The sequence below is a fragment of the Reichenbachiella sp. genome, assembly GCF_039944555.1.
GTDB lineage: Bacteria > Bacteroidota > Bacteroidia > Cytophagales > Cyclobacteriaceae > Reichenbachiella.
Genome location: NZ_JBDUYN010000001.1, coordinates 263,999 through 279,103, shown reverse-complemented (window position 1 = coordinate 279,103; position 15,105 = coordinate 263,999). Strand labels below are relative to the sequence as shown.

Annotated in this window: 16 protein-coding genes; 5 read left to right on the top strand and 11 right to left on the bottom strand. The window is 41.4% G+C overall.

The genetic code is table 11. The features are described from left to right. Positions 1–45: 45 nt before the first annotated feature. Positions 46–702 carry a hypothetical protein gene (locus ABJD64_RS01165; protein WP_348182214.1) on the bottom strand — a complete coding sequence of 219 codons (657 nt, stop codon included), beginning with the start codon at positions 700–702 and terminating at the stop codon, positions 46–48. A gap of 107 nt (positions 703–809) precedes the next feature. Here ABJD64_RS01165 and ABJD64_RS01160 point away from each other — a divergent pair, with 107 nt between their 5' ends. The 3 genes from ABJD64_RS01160 (at position 810) to ABJD64_RS01150 (ending at position 2,255) form a co-directional block, all read left to right on the top strand. After that, complete coding sequence (locus ABJD64_RS01160) at positions 810–1,379, top strand: hypothetical protein (RefSeq protein ID WP_348182213.1); 570 nt, start codon at positions 810–812, stop codon at positions 1,377–1,379. After that, complete coding sequence (locus tag ABJD64_RS01155) at positions 1,376–1,663, top strand: transcriptional regulator (protein WP_348182212.1); 288 nt, start codon at positions 1,376–1,378, stop codon at positions 1,661–1,663. The genes ABJD64_RS01160 and ABJD64_RS01155 overlap by 4 nt, the downstream gene beginning before the upstream one ends. A gap of 61 nt (positions 1,664–1,724) precedes the next feature. After that, the gene (locus ABJD64_RS01150; protein WP_348182211.1) at positions 1,725–2,255 is read left to right on the top strand and encodes a hypothetical protein; all 531 of its coding nucleotides are present in this window, start codon (positions 1,725–1,727) and stop codon (positions 2,253–2,255) included. Positions 2,256–2,355: 100 nt separating this feature from the next. Here ABJD64_RS01150 and ABJD64_RS01145 read toward each other — a convergent pair whose 3' ends face one another. From ABJD64_RS01145 to ABJD64_RS01130, 4 genes are all read right to left on the bottom strand, one after another. Then, complete coding sequence (locus ABJD64_RS01145; protein WP_348182210.1) at positions 2,356–2,532, bottom strand: hypothetical protein; 177 nt, start codon at positions 2,530–2,532, stop codon at positions 2,356–2,358. A 56-nt stretch (positions 2,533–2,588) separates the two neighbouring features. Next, positions 2,589–3,227, bottom strand: a complete 639-nt coding sequence (locus tag ABJD64_RS01140) for an outer membrane beta-barrel protein (protein WP_348182209.1) — start codon at positions 3,225–3,227, stop codon at positions 2,589–2,591. A 415-nt stretch (positions 3,228–3,642) separates the two neighbouring features. Continuing rightward, positions 3,643–6,327 carry a carboxypeptidase regulatory-like domain-containing protein gene (locus tag ABJD64_RS01135; protein WP_348182208.1) on the bottom strand — a complete coding sequence of 895 codons (2,685 nt, stop codon included), beginning with the start codon at positions 6,325–6,327 and terminating at the stop codon, positions 3,643–3,645. A 10-nt stretch (positions 6,328–6,337) separates the two neighbouring features. Next, positions 6,338–7,159, bottom strand: coding sequence for a GLPGLI family protein (locus tag ABJD64_RS01130; RefSeq protein WP_348182207.1), 822 nt, complete (start codon positions 7,157–7,159; stop codon positions 6,338–6,340). Between the two features lie 116 nt (positions 7,160–7,275). Between ABJD64_RS01130 and ABJD64_RS01125 the strand changes: the two genes are divergently transcribed. Continuing rightward, complete coding sequence (locus ABJD64_RS01125) at positions 7,276–8,703, top strand: ATP-binding protein (protein ID WP_348182206.1); 1,428 nt, start codon at positions 7,276–7,278, stop codon at positions 8,701–8,703. Beyond that, on the top strand, positions 8,700–9,380 hold the full coding sequence (locus tag ABJD64_RS01120) for a response regulator transcription factor (protein WP_348182205.1): 681 nt from the start codon (positions 8,700–8,702) through the stop codon (positions 9,378–9,380). Before ABJD64_RS01125 ends, ABJD64_RS01120 begins: the two co-directional genes overlap by 4 nt. 27 nt (positions 9,381–9,407) lie before the next feature. Here ABJD64_RS01120 and ABJD64_RS01115 read toward each other — a convergent pair whose 3' ends face one another. The 6 genes from ABJD64_RS01115 to ABJD64_RS01090 form a co-directional block, all read right to left on the bottom strand. Beyond that, positions 9,408–9,980, bottom strand: a complete 573-nt coding sequence (locus ABJD64_RS01115) for a hypothetical protein (RefSeq protein ID WP_348182204.1) — start codon at positions 9,978–9,980, stop codon at positions 9,408–9,410. Between the two features lie 198 nt (positions 9,981–10,178). Next, the gene (locus ABJD64_RS01110) at positions 10,179–10,793 is read right to left on the bottom strand and encodes an START domain-containing protein (RefSeq protein ID WP_348182203.1); all 615 of its coding nucleotides are present in this window, start codon (positions 10,791–10,793) and stop codon (positions 10,179–10,181) included. A gap of 12 nt (positions 10,794–10,805) precedes the next feature. Continuing rightward, positions 10,806–11,216 (bottom strand): hypothetical protein, encoded by a 411-nt coding sequence (locus ABJD64_RS01105; RefSeq protein ID WP_348182202.1) that lies wholly within the window; start codon positions 11,214–11,216, stop codon positions 10,806–10,808. A 79-nt stretch (positions 11,217–11,295) separates the two neighbouring features. Next, positions 11,296–11,868: a Crp/Fnr family transcriptional regulator gene (locus ABJD64_RS01100; protein ID WP_348182201.1), complete on the bottom strand. Its 573-nt coding sequence runs from the start codon at positions 11,866–11,868 to the stop codon at positions 11,296–11,298. Positions 11,869–12,014: 146 nt separating this feature from the next. Beyond that, a complete protein-coding gene (locus tag ABJD64_RS01095; protein WP_348182200.1) occupies positions 12,015–12,464 on the bottom strand; it encodes a hypothetical protein in 450 nt (149 codons plus the stop codon). A gap of 217 nt (positions 12,465–12,681) precedes the next feature. After that, the gene (locus tag ABJD64_RS01090; protein WP_348182199.1) at positions 12,682–15,012 is read right to left on the bottom strand and encodes a DNA topoisomerase 3; all 2,331 of its coding nucleotides are present in this window, start codon (positions 15,010–15,012) and stop codon (positions 12,682–12,684) included. Between the last annotated feature and the right edge of the window lie 93 nt (positions 15,013–15,105).

Here is a 15,105-nt window from a genome sequence, read left to right as displayed (position 1 = left end):
TTCAGCAACACATCAGTTACAGTCAATGCAGGCATTTTTGAGTACTCATGCATTCTTTTTCAAATGATACTGAATGTCCAATTGCTGGTTTTGTAATCGAAGTTCCTCGCCCCAAAACCATACATCCCAATGCATGTTATCTTTCACAAAGATGACCTTTCGATGTCTCGTATTAATGATTGATCGACCCTGATCCTGAATGCCCGTATCATCATAAATGGTATAAGCACCGTCATCATCTATGGTAATCCACGTATTTGCTACCTTTTCAGGAATTCCCTCTTTCATAACCAGGTAAAGCTGCCACTTGCCCACTACCTGTTTTTCGAAATCTTCAAAATCAGGAATTTTTTCTACCTTCTTGAATTTCAATTCTGTGACCCTGAATCCAAACTCAACACCTTCCATCATGAGGTAGTCTTCCAATCTTTTCAAAGTCCAGGATGTATTGAACCAGCTTTTGTCCTTGCCTTGAAAATGAATCCTCGTGGCACCCAGTTGATACACGCCACTCATATCTCCCGAGGTCCGAGATACGGCAAAACTGTTGTTCTTATCTATTCTCAGGTAAGTGGCATCTTGTGGTCTCAACATGCCATCTATTTTTACCTGGCTCAGTTGCCAAAGCCCTTCTATTTCTTCTTTTTGTAGCTTCTGACAACCTACTTGTAAGAACATCAGCGTAAGTATAAGGTTTCTCATAGGTTATTGCGAATAGGCACAGCCCGACCTACTCATTGTGCCGTCATCAACAAGCAAATTTCCTTCCATAATTTGGTTTATAATATAAACTAGTTTATAATTACATTATGGAAGACAAATTATCACATACAGAAAGCCTGAAAATCATCAACGAAATGATTGCTCAGGCAAAAAACAATTTTGATAAAAGCGGGAGTTTTTACTTTTTGTTGTGGGGATGGGTGGTCATGGTTGCCAATCTGGGCCACTATTTATTGGTTCGATTTACTTCATATGAATACCCGTTTGCCGTTTGGTTGCTCACGATTCCAGCAGCCCTGGTAGCTGCATGGTATGGCGTGCGCCAAAAAAACAAAGCATCGGTCAAAACTCACTTTTCCGGACTCTACGGAGATATCTGGATAGGCGTAGGTATTTGCATAGTCTTGTCTTTGGTTTTTATGCCAAAAATCAATTTTAATCACGGCGCCATAATTATGATGCTGGCTGGAATAGGCACTTTTATGTCCGGCAGAATGCTCAAATTTCAGCCCCTCGTAGTAGGTGCCATTGCACTCTGGATAGCTTCAGTGGTATGTTTCAATCTGCCTGAAACAGACCAGTATTTGGTAGGAGCCATTGGCATATTGGCGGGTTATATCATTCCAGGCTATCTATTGAAGTCAGCTGAGCAATGAAAGATCTTACGCCATTAGACCCGCTTCTACATTCACAATTGCGGCTCGGTATTATGAGCTTGCTGATCAGCCTTGAGTCGGCTGAATTCACCTTTATCAAAGAGAAGACAGGAGCTACTGCTGGAAATATCAGTGTTCAGCTAGACAAGTTGTCGACGGCAGGATACATAGAGATTATCAAAAGTTTCAAAGGCAAAAAACCGCTCACAACATGCAAGGTGACCAAGGTTGGCATTTCAGCCTTCGAGACTTATGTAAAAGCACTTAAGAACTACATTGAATAATCACCCCACTCCGAAGGAGTTCCTTTCGGAAAGGGATATCTAAAACATAAATCACTTAAACATGAAACGAAATATTTTAATACTCGCACTGAGTCTACTGCCATTGACTATGGTGGCTCAACCTGATTTCTCCGCATTGGCCAAGGAGAAACTCGCAGCACTTGAAATGATGGTTGGCACCTGGAAGGGCACCGGCTATATATACACTCCTGCCGGCAAAGAATCGTCGAGCGTGACTGAAAATATCCAGTATAAACTGGATGGCACTGTAATAGTAGCTGAGGGGAGAGGCATCAAAACGATGGAGGATGGCAGCGAAAAGGTCGTTCATGACGCTCTTGGCGTTATTTCATTCAACCCGTTTACCAAACAATACCAGATGAATTCTTTTATTTCAAAAGGCATGAGTACGAATGCCAAAGTAGAAATCAAAGACGAAAACAGTGTCGTCTGGTGGATTGAAGCAGGTCCTACCACCATCCGCTATTCGTTAACGATCAAGAATGGCCAATGGACGGAAATAGGAGAACGCTCAATGGACGGTGAAAACTGGCAACAGTTTTTTGAGATGAAATTAGAGAAGGTGGGTTGATTATATCCATCAGATAAACCTTCATTGCCCGGCTTAATCCGGGCAATCTCAGTTCATATTGTGTATGTTGGTCTTCAGATGTGATCCGAGGCTGGGAATCTTATTTCATTATCAAATATATCGTGTAGATCAACCCAGCAAAAAACAGAACCACTCCCCCGACATATAATATATCATTAAACGGACCAGGCACAGCATCTCCATAGCCTATTCCAATAAGGAACCAACCTACAAAAAAGACAATCAGGGCTATTATACTGGGTTTGGTGTTTTTCATGATTTGATTACGCCTTGCAAACGTGACTCGTTAGGTGTTGTCAAATTGAACATTTTTTACTCCTCCTTTTTACCCAGGTAAACTTGAAGGCCAATATTAAAGTTAATTGAAGTTGTCTCAGTATCAGGCCCAAAGAAATCTTCATTGTCGAATTCATTTTTTTGGTAAGAGAAAACTCCCTCTATCCCCACATGGCGATTAATAAAATAAGCTAGCCCCACTCCCACCTTTAGATTATTTGTTTTTGTAGTAGCCTTTTGGTCCTCTAAACTTCCGCTGGTAAATGAATAGTTTGAGAACTTGTGCATTTGACGTCCTAAGGTGTAATGAACTTCCGGAAATACCGCCCAATTAGCAAATGGGAAATAATATCGCAATTTAGGGCCAACTGCATAAGTTGTTGATTTTGATGTTGGGTCTATATCAGAAAATTTAGTTCTGCTGTAGGACAACGGAAACACAATTCCTAATGAAAGACGCTCAAACAATAGATAGGAAATTTCAGGATTAAAGTTGAAGCTGAATGTTTTTTGTGTTCCAAAATTAGAGGGAGACGAAGACAAAATTTTATATTCAGAATTACCGAGTCCGATGGATCCTCCCAATAGGATATTTCCTTTCTGAAGTTGGGAATAACTATTTTGCGCAAAGCAAACCAAGGCAAAGAACAAAAAATAAGTGATTGAGCGTTTCATGAGTTCTACTATTTAATTACAGATTTTTTAAAAAAATATGACACCAAATGGGCAATGAAATAATACAGCAGAGGGCCCGGCAGCAATGCAACAAACTCTATGCCGATTATCCGTCTTTTTGATGATTACCCTTGGAGTCCTTACAATAACGAGGTGGAAAAAGGACAGTAGAAATCATATTTTGGTTGCATAAATAAAATACAAAACCGTCCTTGAGAGAAGAATAATTTACTACTAAGTCAATTTAACGACGCGACAATCTCAATATCATGGGCAAGACTCTTCGCAGCAGTAGGAACCCGATGGGGATTGCCACAAACTCCATAGTTGTTTTCCCATGAGGTCAATGATTATCTTAGGAGTTTTCGCAATGATGACGTGAAAAGGTGGTAGTAGAAAACCTCAACCTGACCGTCTATATATCATACTTGACCGAAAAGGTGAAATACCGAGGCTGCACAAAATAGCTATAGGTGCCTACCAGGTTGTCCGAAAAGCTATCTCGTCGGATGGCTTCTGTATCCAATAAGTTGGTTCCCTGCAGGGTGAATAGCCAGGGACTCTTCTCCTTTTGCACCCTAAGGGCTGCATTAAAAAATTCATAAGTGGATTGGCTACTGCCGTCCGCTGCCCGATAGTTGTTGTACCTGTAGTCTGACGACAAGGTGAGCCAGGGCCTGATCTTGATATCAACATCCACAAAAGGTTGATCATTGAGGTAGTCGTTGGATGTGCTGCTACTACTATACTGATTATTGGTCCGCTCATAGCCCAACTCTAGGGTAAACATTTGCAATAGATTCGTCTCCAGCGACACCTCATACTGCTGCGTGTAAGACTCATTCTTGTTGGCTATTTGATTGATCAAATTGGTGGTAGACGAGTAGTAAATATTGGCACCAGTACTGATCTTGAGCTTCTTGAACGTCTTTTCGAAATTTCCATAAAACATGGCCATCTCATTCGGATCGATCACATTGATGGATGTACTGATTCTCTCCAGGTTTTCGTATTCTACCGACTCGTTGATATTATCAAGTATCCTTTGATAATTCAAGCCGCCATAAATGCTGAAGTGGCTGAACAGACTGTAGTTGGTGTAGTTCAAATTGAAATTGTGAAAAGTGCTGTTCGAGAGATTTTGATTACCGACATACAGGTTGTTGTAGTTTTGCACCAAGAGGCCTTGTGCCACTTTTTGAACGTCCATAAAGCGAGCTTCCAGGTTGTACCTAAAGCGTAAGGTTTGAGAGCTTTGGATGTCGAAATTGACCGTGAGCTCAGGGAGCCAACGTACCTGCTCTGCTATCAAATCCAGATCACCTTGCTTGTCGGTAGTTCTGAATCGATGCCCGTAGATGCCTGGATTAATGATGAATTTACCTAAACGCGATCTCCAGTTGACACCCGCATAGACGTCACTAAATAGATAAGTGAAATTGTTTCTGTAATTCTCATTGTCGAGTGCGGCATTGCCAACCTGATCTATGCTGGTCTCCATCCGTTGATTCACATAACTGTTGCCAAATCTAAAGTTGAGGTGATTGGTACGGTTGAGAATATAGTACCAATTGGCAGCAAACTCCTGCTGATGAGTTACAATGCTTTTTGATTGCTGAAAATTATATCCATCGGTATCCACTATGGGCAGCGTACTGGCAAAAAGCGGTCGGTCTGACGTATAGTTACTGAATGGATTCTGTCGATTGTACTCGTAGCTCGCTTCCATAGAAACGATGTTTTTGTCATTGAGTCCGATGTAGGCATCCAGGCGCTGTCTGACATTGACTGGTTTTTGATCTGCCTCATCGCTGATCACATTGGTAATACCCAGATTGTCCGATATTCTGTTGATGTCGTCTGTGAGCGTGCTGCCCTTCGCAAATAGCTCATATTCCAGCTGTGTGTCCGCATTGGGGGTATATTTAGCTTTAAACTTGGCCAGTCCCGACACGTTTTTCTGATATTCACTCGTAGAGAGTATTTCCTTATTGTTGGTCTCATTGGCATTTACATAGGTGCGATCGGACAGTGATTGGAGGGTAGTACGTGCCCCGGATACAATACCGAATCCTGACAGGTTCCATTTTTTGTTGGGGACATAATTGAAGTTGAGCGCTCCTAACTCAGTGTCTACCGATCTGGCTCGATCATTCTGGAGATTCATAAATCCCATATTGTCGTCCGTGAGGCTAAAATTGGAACCAGATTGCGACATCATATTTCTCATACCGCCCATAAACCTGAAGTAGTCCCTGGGTGTAAAGGCCTGTCGGCCAATATTGTTGGCATCGCCGATAAAGTTGACGGTAGATTTAGGCGTATAGCGAAACAGGTTGGCATGCGCCAAATACCTGCCATCCAATCCAACACCGGCTTCTACATCGCCAAAGGTCATGTTCTTTTTGTCCTCCGCCAATTGAATATTGATCGCCAGTCGGTCTTCGTTGTTTCCCAAGGAACTCATGGGTGATATATCTGAAAAGTTTCGCAGCACCTGCACCCGCTCAACTGCGTTGGATGGGATATTCTGCACCGCCAGTTTGGTATCTCCTTCGAAAAACTCTTTACCGTCTACGAGTACCTTTTCGACTGTTTTTCCCTGAATTTTGATTTCTCCGTTTTCGTCTACATCTATCCCCGGGATATTTTCCAGCACATCTTCCAGTTTTCTCTCATTGCCTTTGTTGAAGGCATCCGCCTTGTAGGAAATAGTATCTCCTGAAATCATCACCGGAAACTCTTCCTCAATGGTAATGTTTTGCAGTTTTTTCACGCTTTCCTTGAGCGTGATCACATAAGGGTTGTTTTCATTGGCCCGGCCAATGATGGTGTCCTGACTGGTTTTGTACCCAATGAAGGTCGAACGCATCACGTAGGTCGTGCCATCTTCCAGTTTCAGATAAAACCTACCTTCCTCATCTGTCACCGCATAGGACGTGATTCGATCAGTTTCCGCGTGATAGGCCACTACATTAGCCAGTTCAACGGGACGCAACAGACTATCCTTTACAACTCCTGAAAAGTTTACTGTTTGTTGAGCCAGGGTGAAATGATTCCACCCCAGCATCATTATGAGAATTACTATTATCCTGTTCATGCGATTTTTATCAACCTCCGACTCTTATCATTCGCCTTTGTGGCCCATTACCATTGTATTGTTGCTGCATTTCTTTCATCTTTTCCTCTCTCAGCTTGGCAAATTCAGCTCGGGAAATAGGCTTCCCTCCTTTTGGTACTTTGATCTCGACGGCTTCCTGTGGGTTGAGTACTACTTTGGTGCAAATGATGGTGAAGTTGCCACTATTGACTTCCAGGATGAGTCCGGGTAGGCCCCAAAAATCATCCGGTCCATGATTGACAGGTATATCCATGGTAAACCAGGCTGAAACCTCCACTTGACGAATAATTTCTTTGGGTTCGCCACTTTCTGAGTCTACTTCCAGCATTCGTGATTCAGTCATGTAGGTTGCTTGCTGACATTCGTATTTACCTATCTGCTTCGTTTTTCCAGTCATTGCCCAATCACGAGACTCCAGTTCGTCGTCAATCAGAAAAGGTTTGCCAAACAAATCAGCACCTTCCAGGTAGCGTTTTTTCTTTGTGTTTTTGTAGGTCAGTGATGAACTATTAGCTACCCTGACCATGACGCCTCCAGCCTGTGCTGCTTCTTGTCTATCTAGTGACTCTACCTGCTTGTAGTTCGATTCGTGATTCTTAAAGCTCAGTGTGTATTCGCGCTGCATGGCTTTTCTCACTTGTTGCTGTATCATCTCCTGCTGCGTGGGACTCATGGTACTGTCGCCACCCAGGTTAATCATGGCCGCCGTTTTATAAGTGGCTATGCCTTGTAGAACACCTTTTTGCGCGAAGCCTACCTGTTGGTAAAGCAATGCGAATAGAAGAAATAATAGTTTTGATAATGTTTGCATGTCTGTGTGTTTTGATTATTCTTCAAATCAAGCATACACACCCATTGAAAACTGTTATCGTGTGTTAACGAGTGTTAACCGCTACCCAAAGCCCTCCATTCCTCTTATCTTTGGGTATGGACAATAGAAAATTTCAGGTCTTGTCATGGGTGATCATGATTACCATATTGGTAACGGTGATGGTGCAGGGCTATTGGAATTGGCGTAACTATGAAGAGAGTAAGAAGCACCTGGTTTCAGAGGTTCAAATCTCACTCGACAATGCCGTAGAGCAATATTATACGCAGTTGGCTAAGGTTCATTTTGTAAAAATTGATCAGAACCAATCCATATGGAATGAGAAGGTCGTTCGTTCGTTTCCTGATTCCGGTACTCAGGATTCTGTTATCAGACGAACTTATAAATTAAGAACCCGTACCCCGGAACTTCATGAAGTGAAGCTCAATATTGATTCTCTGATTGGTACGCATCAGACGAACATGGTGGTAGTGAGTAAATTCAATGATACTGACTCATTCGCCTTAGGTGAACGTCGATTCATTAAGTTAGCCTCTAAACTAGCCATGTCCCTGGAAGCTGATTCGCTGGATTATGGCAGACTAGATAGCCTGGTAGAAGAGGAATTGAAAAGAAAAGATGTGGATGTCGTATTTGATCTTAAGCGCAATGGCATCACTGACTTATCTCCTGAAGTAGTTGCTATCTACGCCAACTCCGCTTATTTCCCACCGGGTACTGAAGTGGCGCTTACTATCGAACCCAGCTTTTTGGCGGTTTTGAAAAGAGGAATGAGTGGCGTGATCGTTTCACTGCTTACCGCTGCCGTGATTGTATTCGTATTGATGTATTTGTATCGATTCATTCAACATCAAAAAAGCCTTGATCTGATGAAAAATGATTTGATCAGCAACATTACTCATGAGTTTAAAACACCTATCGCCACAGTGAGTACGGCTTTGGAAGCCATCGAAAAATTCAATACCGAACAAGATTTTGCCAAAACATCCAAATACCTCAAACTCTCCAATATACAACTTACCAAACTGAATGAGATGGTAGAAAAACTGCTTGAAACTGCCACTTTGGAAGAAAACGAATTAATCCTGAATCGCGAGAAGGTCAACCTGAATGAGATGATCAGAGAAGTCATAGACCGCTATGAATCTATAGATGGCAAACACATCGCCTGGCATGAGGGGTCGCCTGTAAGTGTACAAATAGACGCATTTCATTTTGAACATGTGGTGTCCAACTTGATTGACAACGCCATCAAATACGGTGGCAATGAAATTGAGATCGAGTTGGCGCTTGAGGAAGATCTGATTAGCCTGTCCGTCACCGACAACGGTAATGGCATTGCAAAAAACGAGCTGTCCCGGATCTTTGATAAATTTTATAGGATATCTCAAGGTAACTTACATGATGTAAAGGGCTATGGGATCGGGCTCTATTATGCCAAAGTAATTGTGGAAAAGCATGGTGGCCAGTTGACTGCGACCAGCAAGAATAGAGAGACCACCTTTAAAATTACAATGAAGGCATGAGCAAGCAGCCCAAAATATTGCTGGCTGAGGATGAATCAGCACTCGGTCTGATTGTGAAGGAGAGCCTGGAGTCACGGGACTTCAGTGTAGAATGGTGCGAAGACGGAGAAACGGCCTTTAGAAAATATCAGGAGTTCCATCCGGATATTCTTGTGTTGGATGTCATGATGCCAAAAAAAGACGGTTTTACCTTGGCCAAAGCTATTCGAAAGATCGATAGTCGCACACCCATTATTTTCCTAACCGCCAAGTCGCAGGCCAAAGATGTGGTAGAAGGCTTTGAAATGGGTGGCAATGACTACCTCAAGAAGCCTTTTAGTATGGAGGAATTGATCGTCCGAGTGAAAGAACTACTGCTGCGCAGAGAAAGAAAGTCTGTTGATGAGCAAATCCAGATCGGCGGCTATATGTTCAACTACCCTAAACAAAGACTCCATTATCACGGAGAAGAACAGCTCCTCACACATCGTGAGGCGGAGGTCTTGATGAGTCTGGCCCTCTCCCCCAACGAGGTGGTCGAACGATCTGTCATGTTGAGTGAGATCTGGGGAACTGATGATTTTTTCAATGCCCGCAGCATGGACGTTTTTATCACGAAGCTCAGAAAAAAGCTCGCCAAAGACGGCAGCGTAGAGATCATCAACGTGAGGGGGTTTGGGTATAAGTTGTTGTGCTGATTAGAAGAATGACAGCGGGATACGCTCCTATCTGGCATTTTCTTCTTTCCATGTCATAGCCAATTCCAAAATGGTTTTTGATGAATTGGAGTCCATCGATGATAACTGGTCATATTCTTTTGGGTAATGGAGTGCAATCCAGTCAATCAATTCAGATAAATTTTTATTGTATATGCTGTCTATTATTTGGTATTCATTTTGCAATTCCAGTATCCCTTCCATTTCTATTCTCATGATTAAAGAATTGGAAATGTTATATCTGTATAAATATGCTATCGTGTCTAGCTCAAAAATGGCCTGTAATTTATCATACTCAAGAACTTGTATTTCAACTGTGGAATCGTTTGGCTGAATCAAAGAGGTAATGCTATTCCAAGGTTCATAGGATTGATAAAAACTATGATTAGAAACAATGTCCTTCTTATAGATTGAATCATTAATGTCTTTGAAAATACAGACAACATCTTCGTCTAAATAGCTTGAGTATTCATCCAAAGATCCCTTCATCGCAGCTTCATTGAATTTAATCACTACTTCTTTGTTGGTAAGTTGATTACATGAATAAAAAGAAAACATTGTCAATACTGCTAGTAGTTTCATAAAAGTCTAAATGAAGTTAATTTCCAAAAAGGCACCTGCCGCATAACTCACCCTGTTGGTATGTTTAGTGTGACGAAACTCATCCTGACACTCTGGCTGAACATCCCAATCCTGCCCGATAAAGGAGCTATAACTATGGCAATCTACCACTCAGGCGTTTGCTTAAATTTATCAATAATATAGACCTCTTCGTATAGATCAGTGGTTTTCTTCTTCGAGAATTTCTCTTAAACCCATCAATGTTTTGAAAGGAAGTTCAGCTATTGAATTGTTGGCCAACCAGAGTGGGATTTTCTCACCTGGTTCGGAGTGAAATATGTAAACTATTTCTGTACTGTCTCCATTTTGAGCATTAAGTAGTATGTATCCTTCAGCCTTTTTCATCCTTACTATGTCTGTTTTATCAGGAATATATTCTGGAATTCCTTTTAGGGATATTTTTGTTGTTGCCTGATTCAACCTACTTATTGACATTCGATAAACCATGTCTCTGTTCCGATAAGGCCAAGGAAATATGGTTTCAACATAATTAAATTGAGTGTCTCTTTCTTGTTTTATGAGTTGTGACGTTTTGGTATAACCATACCATTTTGAATAATTGTCTGCGTCTTTGAAGGTTTTTAATATCTTATCGGTAGTCGCATTAACCTTCACAACAGCTTTAAAAGACTTAAAATCAGAATCCCTTTCAATTCTTGTATAAACTATTATTCCATCTTTGTTTTTATCAATCTCCCACGGGTTTTGAGCATAACCTTGATGCACAAAAAGGGGAGACATAATCAGAAATAAGATGAAAATCTTATGGTGCATAACCCTGATTTATTAAACTATTTTTTCATTCGCCCTATATAGCTGAACGAAGTAATACACAAAAAGGAGCGAGAAGATAAAGTCTCCTATGATCACTATGAAAACAACGGAATTGGCAAGTCCTGCCAAATAAAATTTGAATAGGGAAATGGCAAATCCAACTTTACCAATACCTCCGACAATGACTATACCTGTGTGTTTAACAGGATTATATGCAACAATCGAGTAGCCAATAAAATAGACGAGTGTTGTCCCCCAGGCACCTTGATAAATGGTATAATAAAGTGGGTCTGTTAATTCTCTGTCGAAAAATCCATTAAATGTATAAGCCGTATTGAAGTAGCCAAAAATTGCTCCTATTAAATTCCATAACGCCGCGGTTATAAATATGACTTTGAATGTGGTAAGCTCTTTATTTTTCATCACAATATGTTTCTATTAAAATCATATTGTAAATAAAGAGTATAAATAAAGTGCATGCATTTACATATGTAAAGAAATGCTATTGAGTCAATTTTCTTCTGATTCTGCTCAATTGCGTCGGTGAGATGCCAAGATATGAGGCAATATGATATTGTGGTATTATCAGTTCAATTCCGGGGTATTCATTACGAAATATCAAATAGCGCTCGTCAGCATCTAACATGGCCATTTCAAGTTCCTTTTTCTCATTATTTAGAAAATACCGTTCTGCAATAATTCTCCTTAATCGTTCAATTTCATAATTCCCATCTGATAAAATTTCAATTTTATGAAATGGAGCTCTCCAAATTTTACAATCAGTAAGTGCCTGCTGGGCCACTTGGTTACTTTGTTTGCTGATTAATGACGCATACGAACCAATAATTGAGGGTGAAGAGAAGAACTGCTTATTGTATTCTTTGCCCGAACTGTTGACATAAAAAGCTCTGACAATACCTGTTTCCAAAAAAGCAATTTCTTTTGCAAACTGTCCTTTCTTAATAAAGAAATCCTCTTTTTTCAATACATCAAAAGTGAAGTGCTCACCCATTAAGCTCAAAGTCTTTTCAGAAAGCGGAATAATATCATTAAAGAATGAAATCAGTTTTTCCATAAATTATTAAATGAGTCATACTTACAGACAACAATTATAATAATAGTTTTTTTTGGGTATAAGGTCAAAAGGTATGAGTAGTAGAAGATAGAGAGTTCAGTGGGCATATGCTCACGTTCCCGTAGCACTCAATTGTGCTAGTGGAATCAATTTACAATTACCTCAATGTTAATATTTTCAGATTCACACTTTTCTATAATGTACCACTTCTTTGCCACCTGTAAGTTCCTCTCATTATTAGTTTGCGTCGCTGTAAATATCACCTTCACTTTTCCCGATTCTTCGTTTTTCATCACTCGGAGTGCCGTTTTTGGGGGAGATCCTCCTAAGTGCGCTGTCACATGTATGAGCGTCCATTTGCTAAAATCTATTTGCGGAGCTATGTATGAATCACATTCCCTGGCAGGCCATTGATTATCCCACCTGAGTTGATTGTATTGCTTGCTGCTATTAATTATCTGAATTTCATCCTTCGGACTAAAGCATTCAATTGACATTACCTCAGACCTGATGGGTATCCAATCATCATGAATATTCAAATCTGAATTAGCGACAGATAAGAGAGGAAGTATAAATAATAGATGGAATAACTTCATGGTGACCAAATAGCTTTTAACGCTTTTGTACGAATCCTGCGTTTCGGTGAATATAATGTTTACTTTACCAAATAGCCAAATTGGCGAATCGGAGTTCCAGCTCTTATCCTCATGGAATGAAAGAAGATTGAAGACCTAACTAGGACACACCGACGTTTCCATTGCACGAAAACTCGTGCTAGAAGGTCTAATTATTCTCCTAGCAATGAACCTGGTTTTATCGAGAAATGGTTCCGCTGATAATTTCCAAAACCAACTCCCTGGATAAAGGTTTGCCGTTCGCTTTCGTCTTAATATCGTCGAAGGTGAATCTAAAATCACAGCCTGACTTCCAATCGCTACAGCCATAGGCGGTCTGGCCTTTGATCAGGGTGCCTTTGCCACACTTGGGGCAGGCAGGCATGTCTCCTTTTTGTTTGATTGGCATAGGAGATTTGTTCTCGAATTGGATGTCAAACGAATCTGAGAGCTTTAGTATGCCTTCGACTTTTTGTCCGTCTAAAACGAAGCCTTTGATTTTAGTGGTCGCATTCTTTTCTACCAATCGCTGAACCTGCTTCTCTGTCAATTTTTTTTCCATAAAAACGAAAGGCAGTCTCAAATCACATCCTTCTTTCCATCCGCTGCAGCCATAGGCAGCCTGTCCTTTAAGAATGGTTCCTTTGGCGCATTTGGGACAGGTCATGCCAATCAGACTGGTCTTTGATTTGGCGACTGGTGCTTTTTTGGCCTTGGTTTCGGATGCTGTCTCCAATCTTGGCTTACCGGATTCCATGCGGACTTCATATACCAGGTCATCCACCATTTTTTTCATGTTAACAATAAATGACTTCGCGCTAAACTCACCTTGCTCAATCTCTTTCAATTGCTTTTCCCACTGTCCGGTGAGCTCTGCGGACTTGAGTAGTTCATTCTGAATGGTACCTATGAGCTGGATACCCATCTCTGTGGGAATCACTTGTTTCTTTCTGCGTTGGGTATATTTTCTTCTGAAAAGCGTTTCAATGATATTCGCTCGAGTGGACGGTCTGCCAATGCCATTAGCTTTCATCAAATCTCTCAATTCGTCGTCTTCTACTTGCTTACCTGCCGTCTCCATGGCACGAAGTAGCGAAGCCTCGGTATAAAATTTTGGTGGCTTGGTGGTTTTTTCTATAAAAGAAGGTTCGTGAGGACCCTGCTCGCCCTTCGCAAACGAAGGCAGTATGTTTTCTTCCTCTTCTTTGTTTTCATCGTCGTCGCTCTCCTCCTCTTTTTTCTTCTTCTCCTTTGGAAATAGAACCCGCCAGCCATCATCCAGAATCTCTTTTCCCTTAGCTACAAACTTGACAGTCTCTACTTCAGCACTTACCTGAGTCTTAGCCACCTGACAATCCGGATAAAAGACTGCTATAAACCGCCTGACGATGATGTCATATACTTTTTGCTGATCTCCATTCAGCGGCTTCTCCTCTCCGGTAGGGATGATGGCATGGTGATCAGTGACCTTCTTGTCATTGAATACCTTGGCCGATTTACGAATGGTTCCTCCCAAAATGGATTCAGTAAAAGACGTATAGGCTGAAAGTCCCTTCAAAATACCCGGAATCTTGGGGTACATGTCGTTGGGTAGAAATGTGGTATCTACTCTGGGGTAGGAAACCACCTTCATTTCATAGAGGCTTTGTACCAGCTTTAGCGTAGCCTCGGCAGTAAATCCAAACTTATTGTTGCAAAACACCTGAAGACTAGTCAGGTCAAATAGCTTAGGTGCATATTCTTTGCCTTCCTTCTTTACCACATCCATGATCACCAGGTCCTTTCCTTTTACCTGATCAAGGAGTTTTTCTCCATCCTCTTTCGTAAAGAACTTGCCTTCTGTGTGATTGAATTTTGTGTCGCGATAGAGGGTTTGCAATTCCCAGTAAGGCCTGGGTTGAAAATTTTCTATTTCATGATGACGATTGACCAACATGGCGAGTGTGGGTGTTTGTACACGTCCGATGGAAAGCACTTGCTTGAATCCCCCATACTTCAAAGTATACAATCGGGTGGCGTTCATACCCAGCAACCAATCTCCGATGGCCCTGGAGCTACCTGCATAATATAGATTGTCAAAATCTTCGGCAGGTTTCAGGTCTTTAAACCCGGTTTTGATCGCCTCTGTGGTGAGTGAAGAAATCCAAAGTCTTTGCACCTCACCGTTGTAGCTGGCCTGCTTGATCACCCACCTTTGAATCAACTCTCCCTCCTGTCCTGCATCACCACAGTTGATCACGAGCGCCGCTTTGTTGAGTAATTTTTTAATAATTCCGAATTGCTTTTTCACTCCGCCATCATCCATGATCTTCGTTTCAAAGCGATCCGGGAGCATGGGCAGCGTATTGAGGTCCCAACGCTTCCAATGTGGTTTGTAGTCTTCAGGTGGATAAAGCGTACAAAAATGTCCAAAGGTCCAGGTCACCTGATAGCCATTGCCTTCAAAATAGCCATCCATGCGAGTAGAAGCACCTATGACTTGTGCAATTTCCTTAGCTACGCTTGGTTTCTCGGCAATACAAACCTTCATATAATTAGAACAGATCTTTTTGAGTTAGTGCTTCTTTCGTTTGGACTCCAATTTAAATGAACAGATTTAATTTGTCAGTATAAGCATCCCATA

Excerpts from the sequence above, each read along its gene's own strand:
- ABJD64_RS01135 (WP_348182208.1), bottom strand. The coding sequence starts at position 6,327 with ATGAACAGGATAATAGTAATTCTCATAATGATGCTGGGGTGGAATCAT.
- ABJD64_RS01095 (WP_348182200.1), bottom strand. The coding sequence starts at position 12,464 with ATGAAGTTATTCCATCTATTATTTATACTTCCTCTCTTATCTGTCGCT.
- ABJD64_RS01160 (WP_348182213.1), top strand. The coding sequence starts at position 810 with ATGGAAGACAAATTATCACATACAGAAAGCCTGAAAATCATCAACGAA.
- ABJD64_RS01130 (WP_348182207.1), bottom strand. The coding sequence starts at position 7,159 with ATGCAAACATTATCAAAACTATTATTTCTTCTATTCGCATTGCTTTAC.
- ABJD64_RS01110 (WP_348182203.1), bottom strand. The coding sequence starts at position 10,793 with ATGCACCATAAGATTTTCATCTTATTTCTGATTATGTCTCCCCTTTTT.
- ABJD64_RS01150 (WP_348182211.1), top strand. The coding sequence starts at position 1,725 with ATGAAACGAAATATTTTAATACTCGCACTGAGTCTACTGCCATTGACT.
- ABJD64_RS01115 (WP_348182204.1), bottom strand. The coding sequence starts at position 9,980 with ATGAAACTACTAGCAGTATTGACAATGTTTTCTTTTTATTCATGTAAT.
- ABJD64_RS01100 (WP_348182201.1), bottom strand. The coding sequence starts at position 11,868 with ATGGAAAAACTGATTTCATTCTTTAATGATATTATTCCGCTTTCTGAA.
- ABJD64_RS01165 (WP_348182214.1), bottom strand. The coding sequence starts at position 702 with ATGAGAAACCTTATACTTACGCTGATGTTCTTACAAGTAGGTTGTCAG.
- ABJD64_RS01155 (WP_348182212.1), top strand. The coding sequence starts at position 1,376 with ATGAAAGATCTTACGCCATTAGACCCGCTTCTACATTCACAATTGCGG.
- ABJD64_RS01125 (WP_348182206.1), top strand. The coding sequence starts at position 7,276 with ATGGACAATAGAAAATTTCAGGTCTTGTCATGGGTGATCATGATTACC.
- ABJD64_RS01105 (WP_348182202.1), bottom strand. The coding sequence starts at position 11,216 with ATGAAAAATAAAGAGCTTACCACATTCAAAGTCATATTTATAACCGCG.
- ABJD64_RS01140 (WP_348182209.1), bottom strand. The coding sequence starts at position 3,227 with ATGAAACGCTCAATCACTTATTTTTTGTTCTTTGCCTTGGTTTGCTTT.
- ABJD64_RS01145 (WP_348182210.1), bottom strand. The coding sequence starts at position 2,532 with ATGAAAAACACCAAACCCAGTATAATAGCCCTGATTGTCTTTTTTGTA.
- ABJD64_RS01120 (WP_348182205.1), top strand. The coding sequence starts at position 8,700 with ATGAGCAAGCAGCCCAAAATATTGCTGGCTGAGGATGAATCAGCACTC.
- ABJD64_RS01090 (WP_348182199.1), bottom strand. The coding sequence starts at position 15,012 with ATGAAGGTTTGTATTGCCGAGAAACCAAGCGTAGCTAAGGAAATTGCA.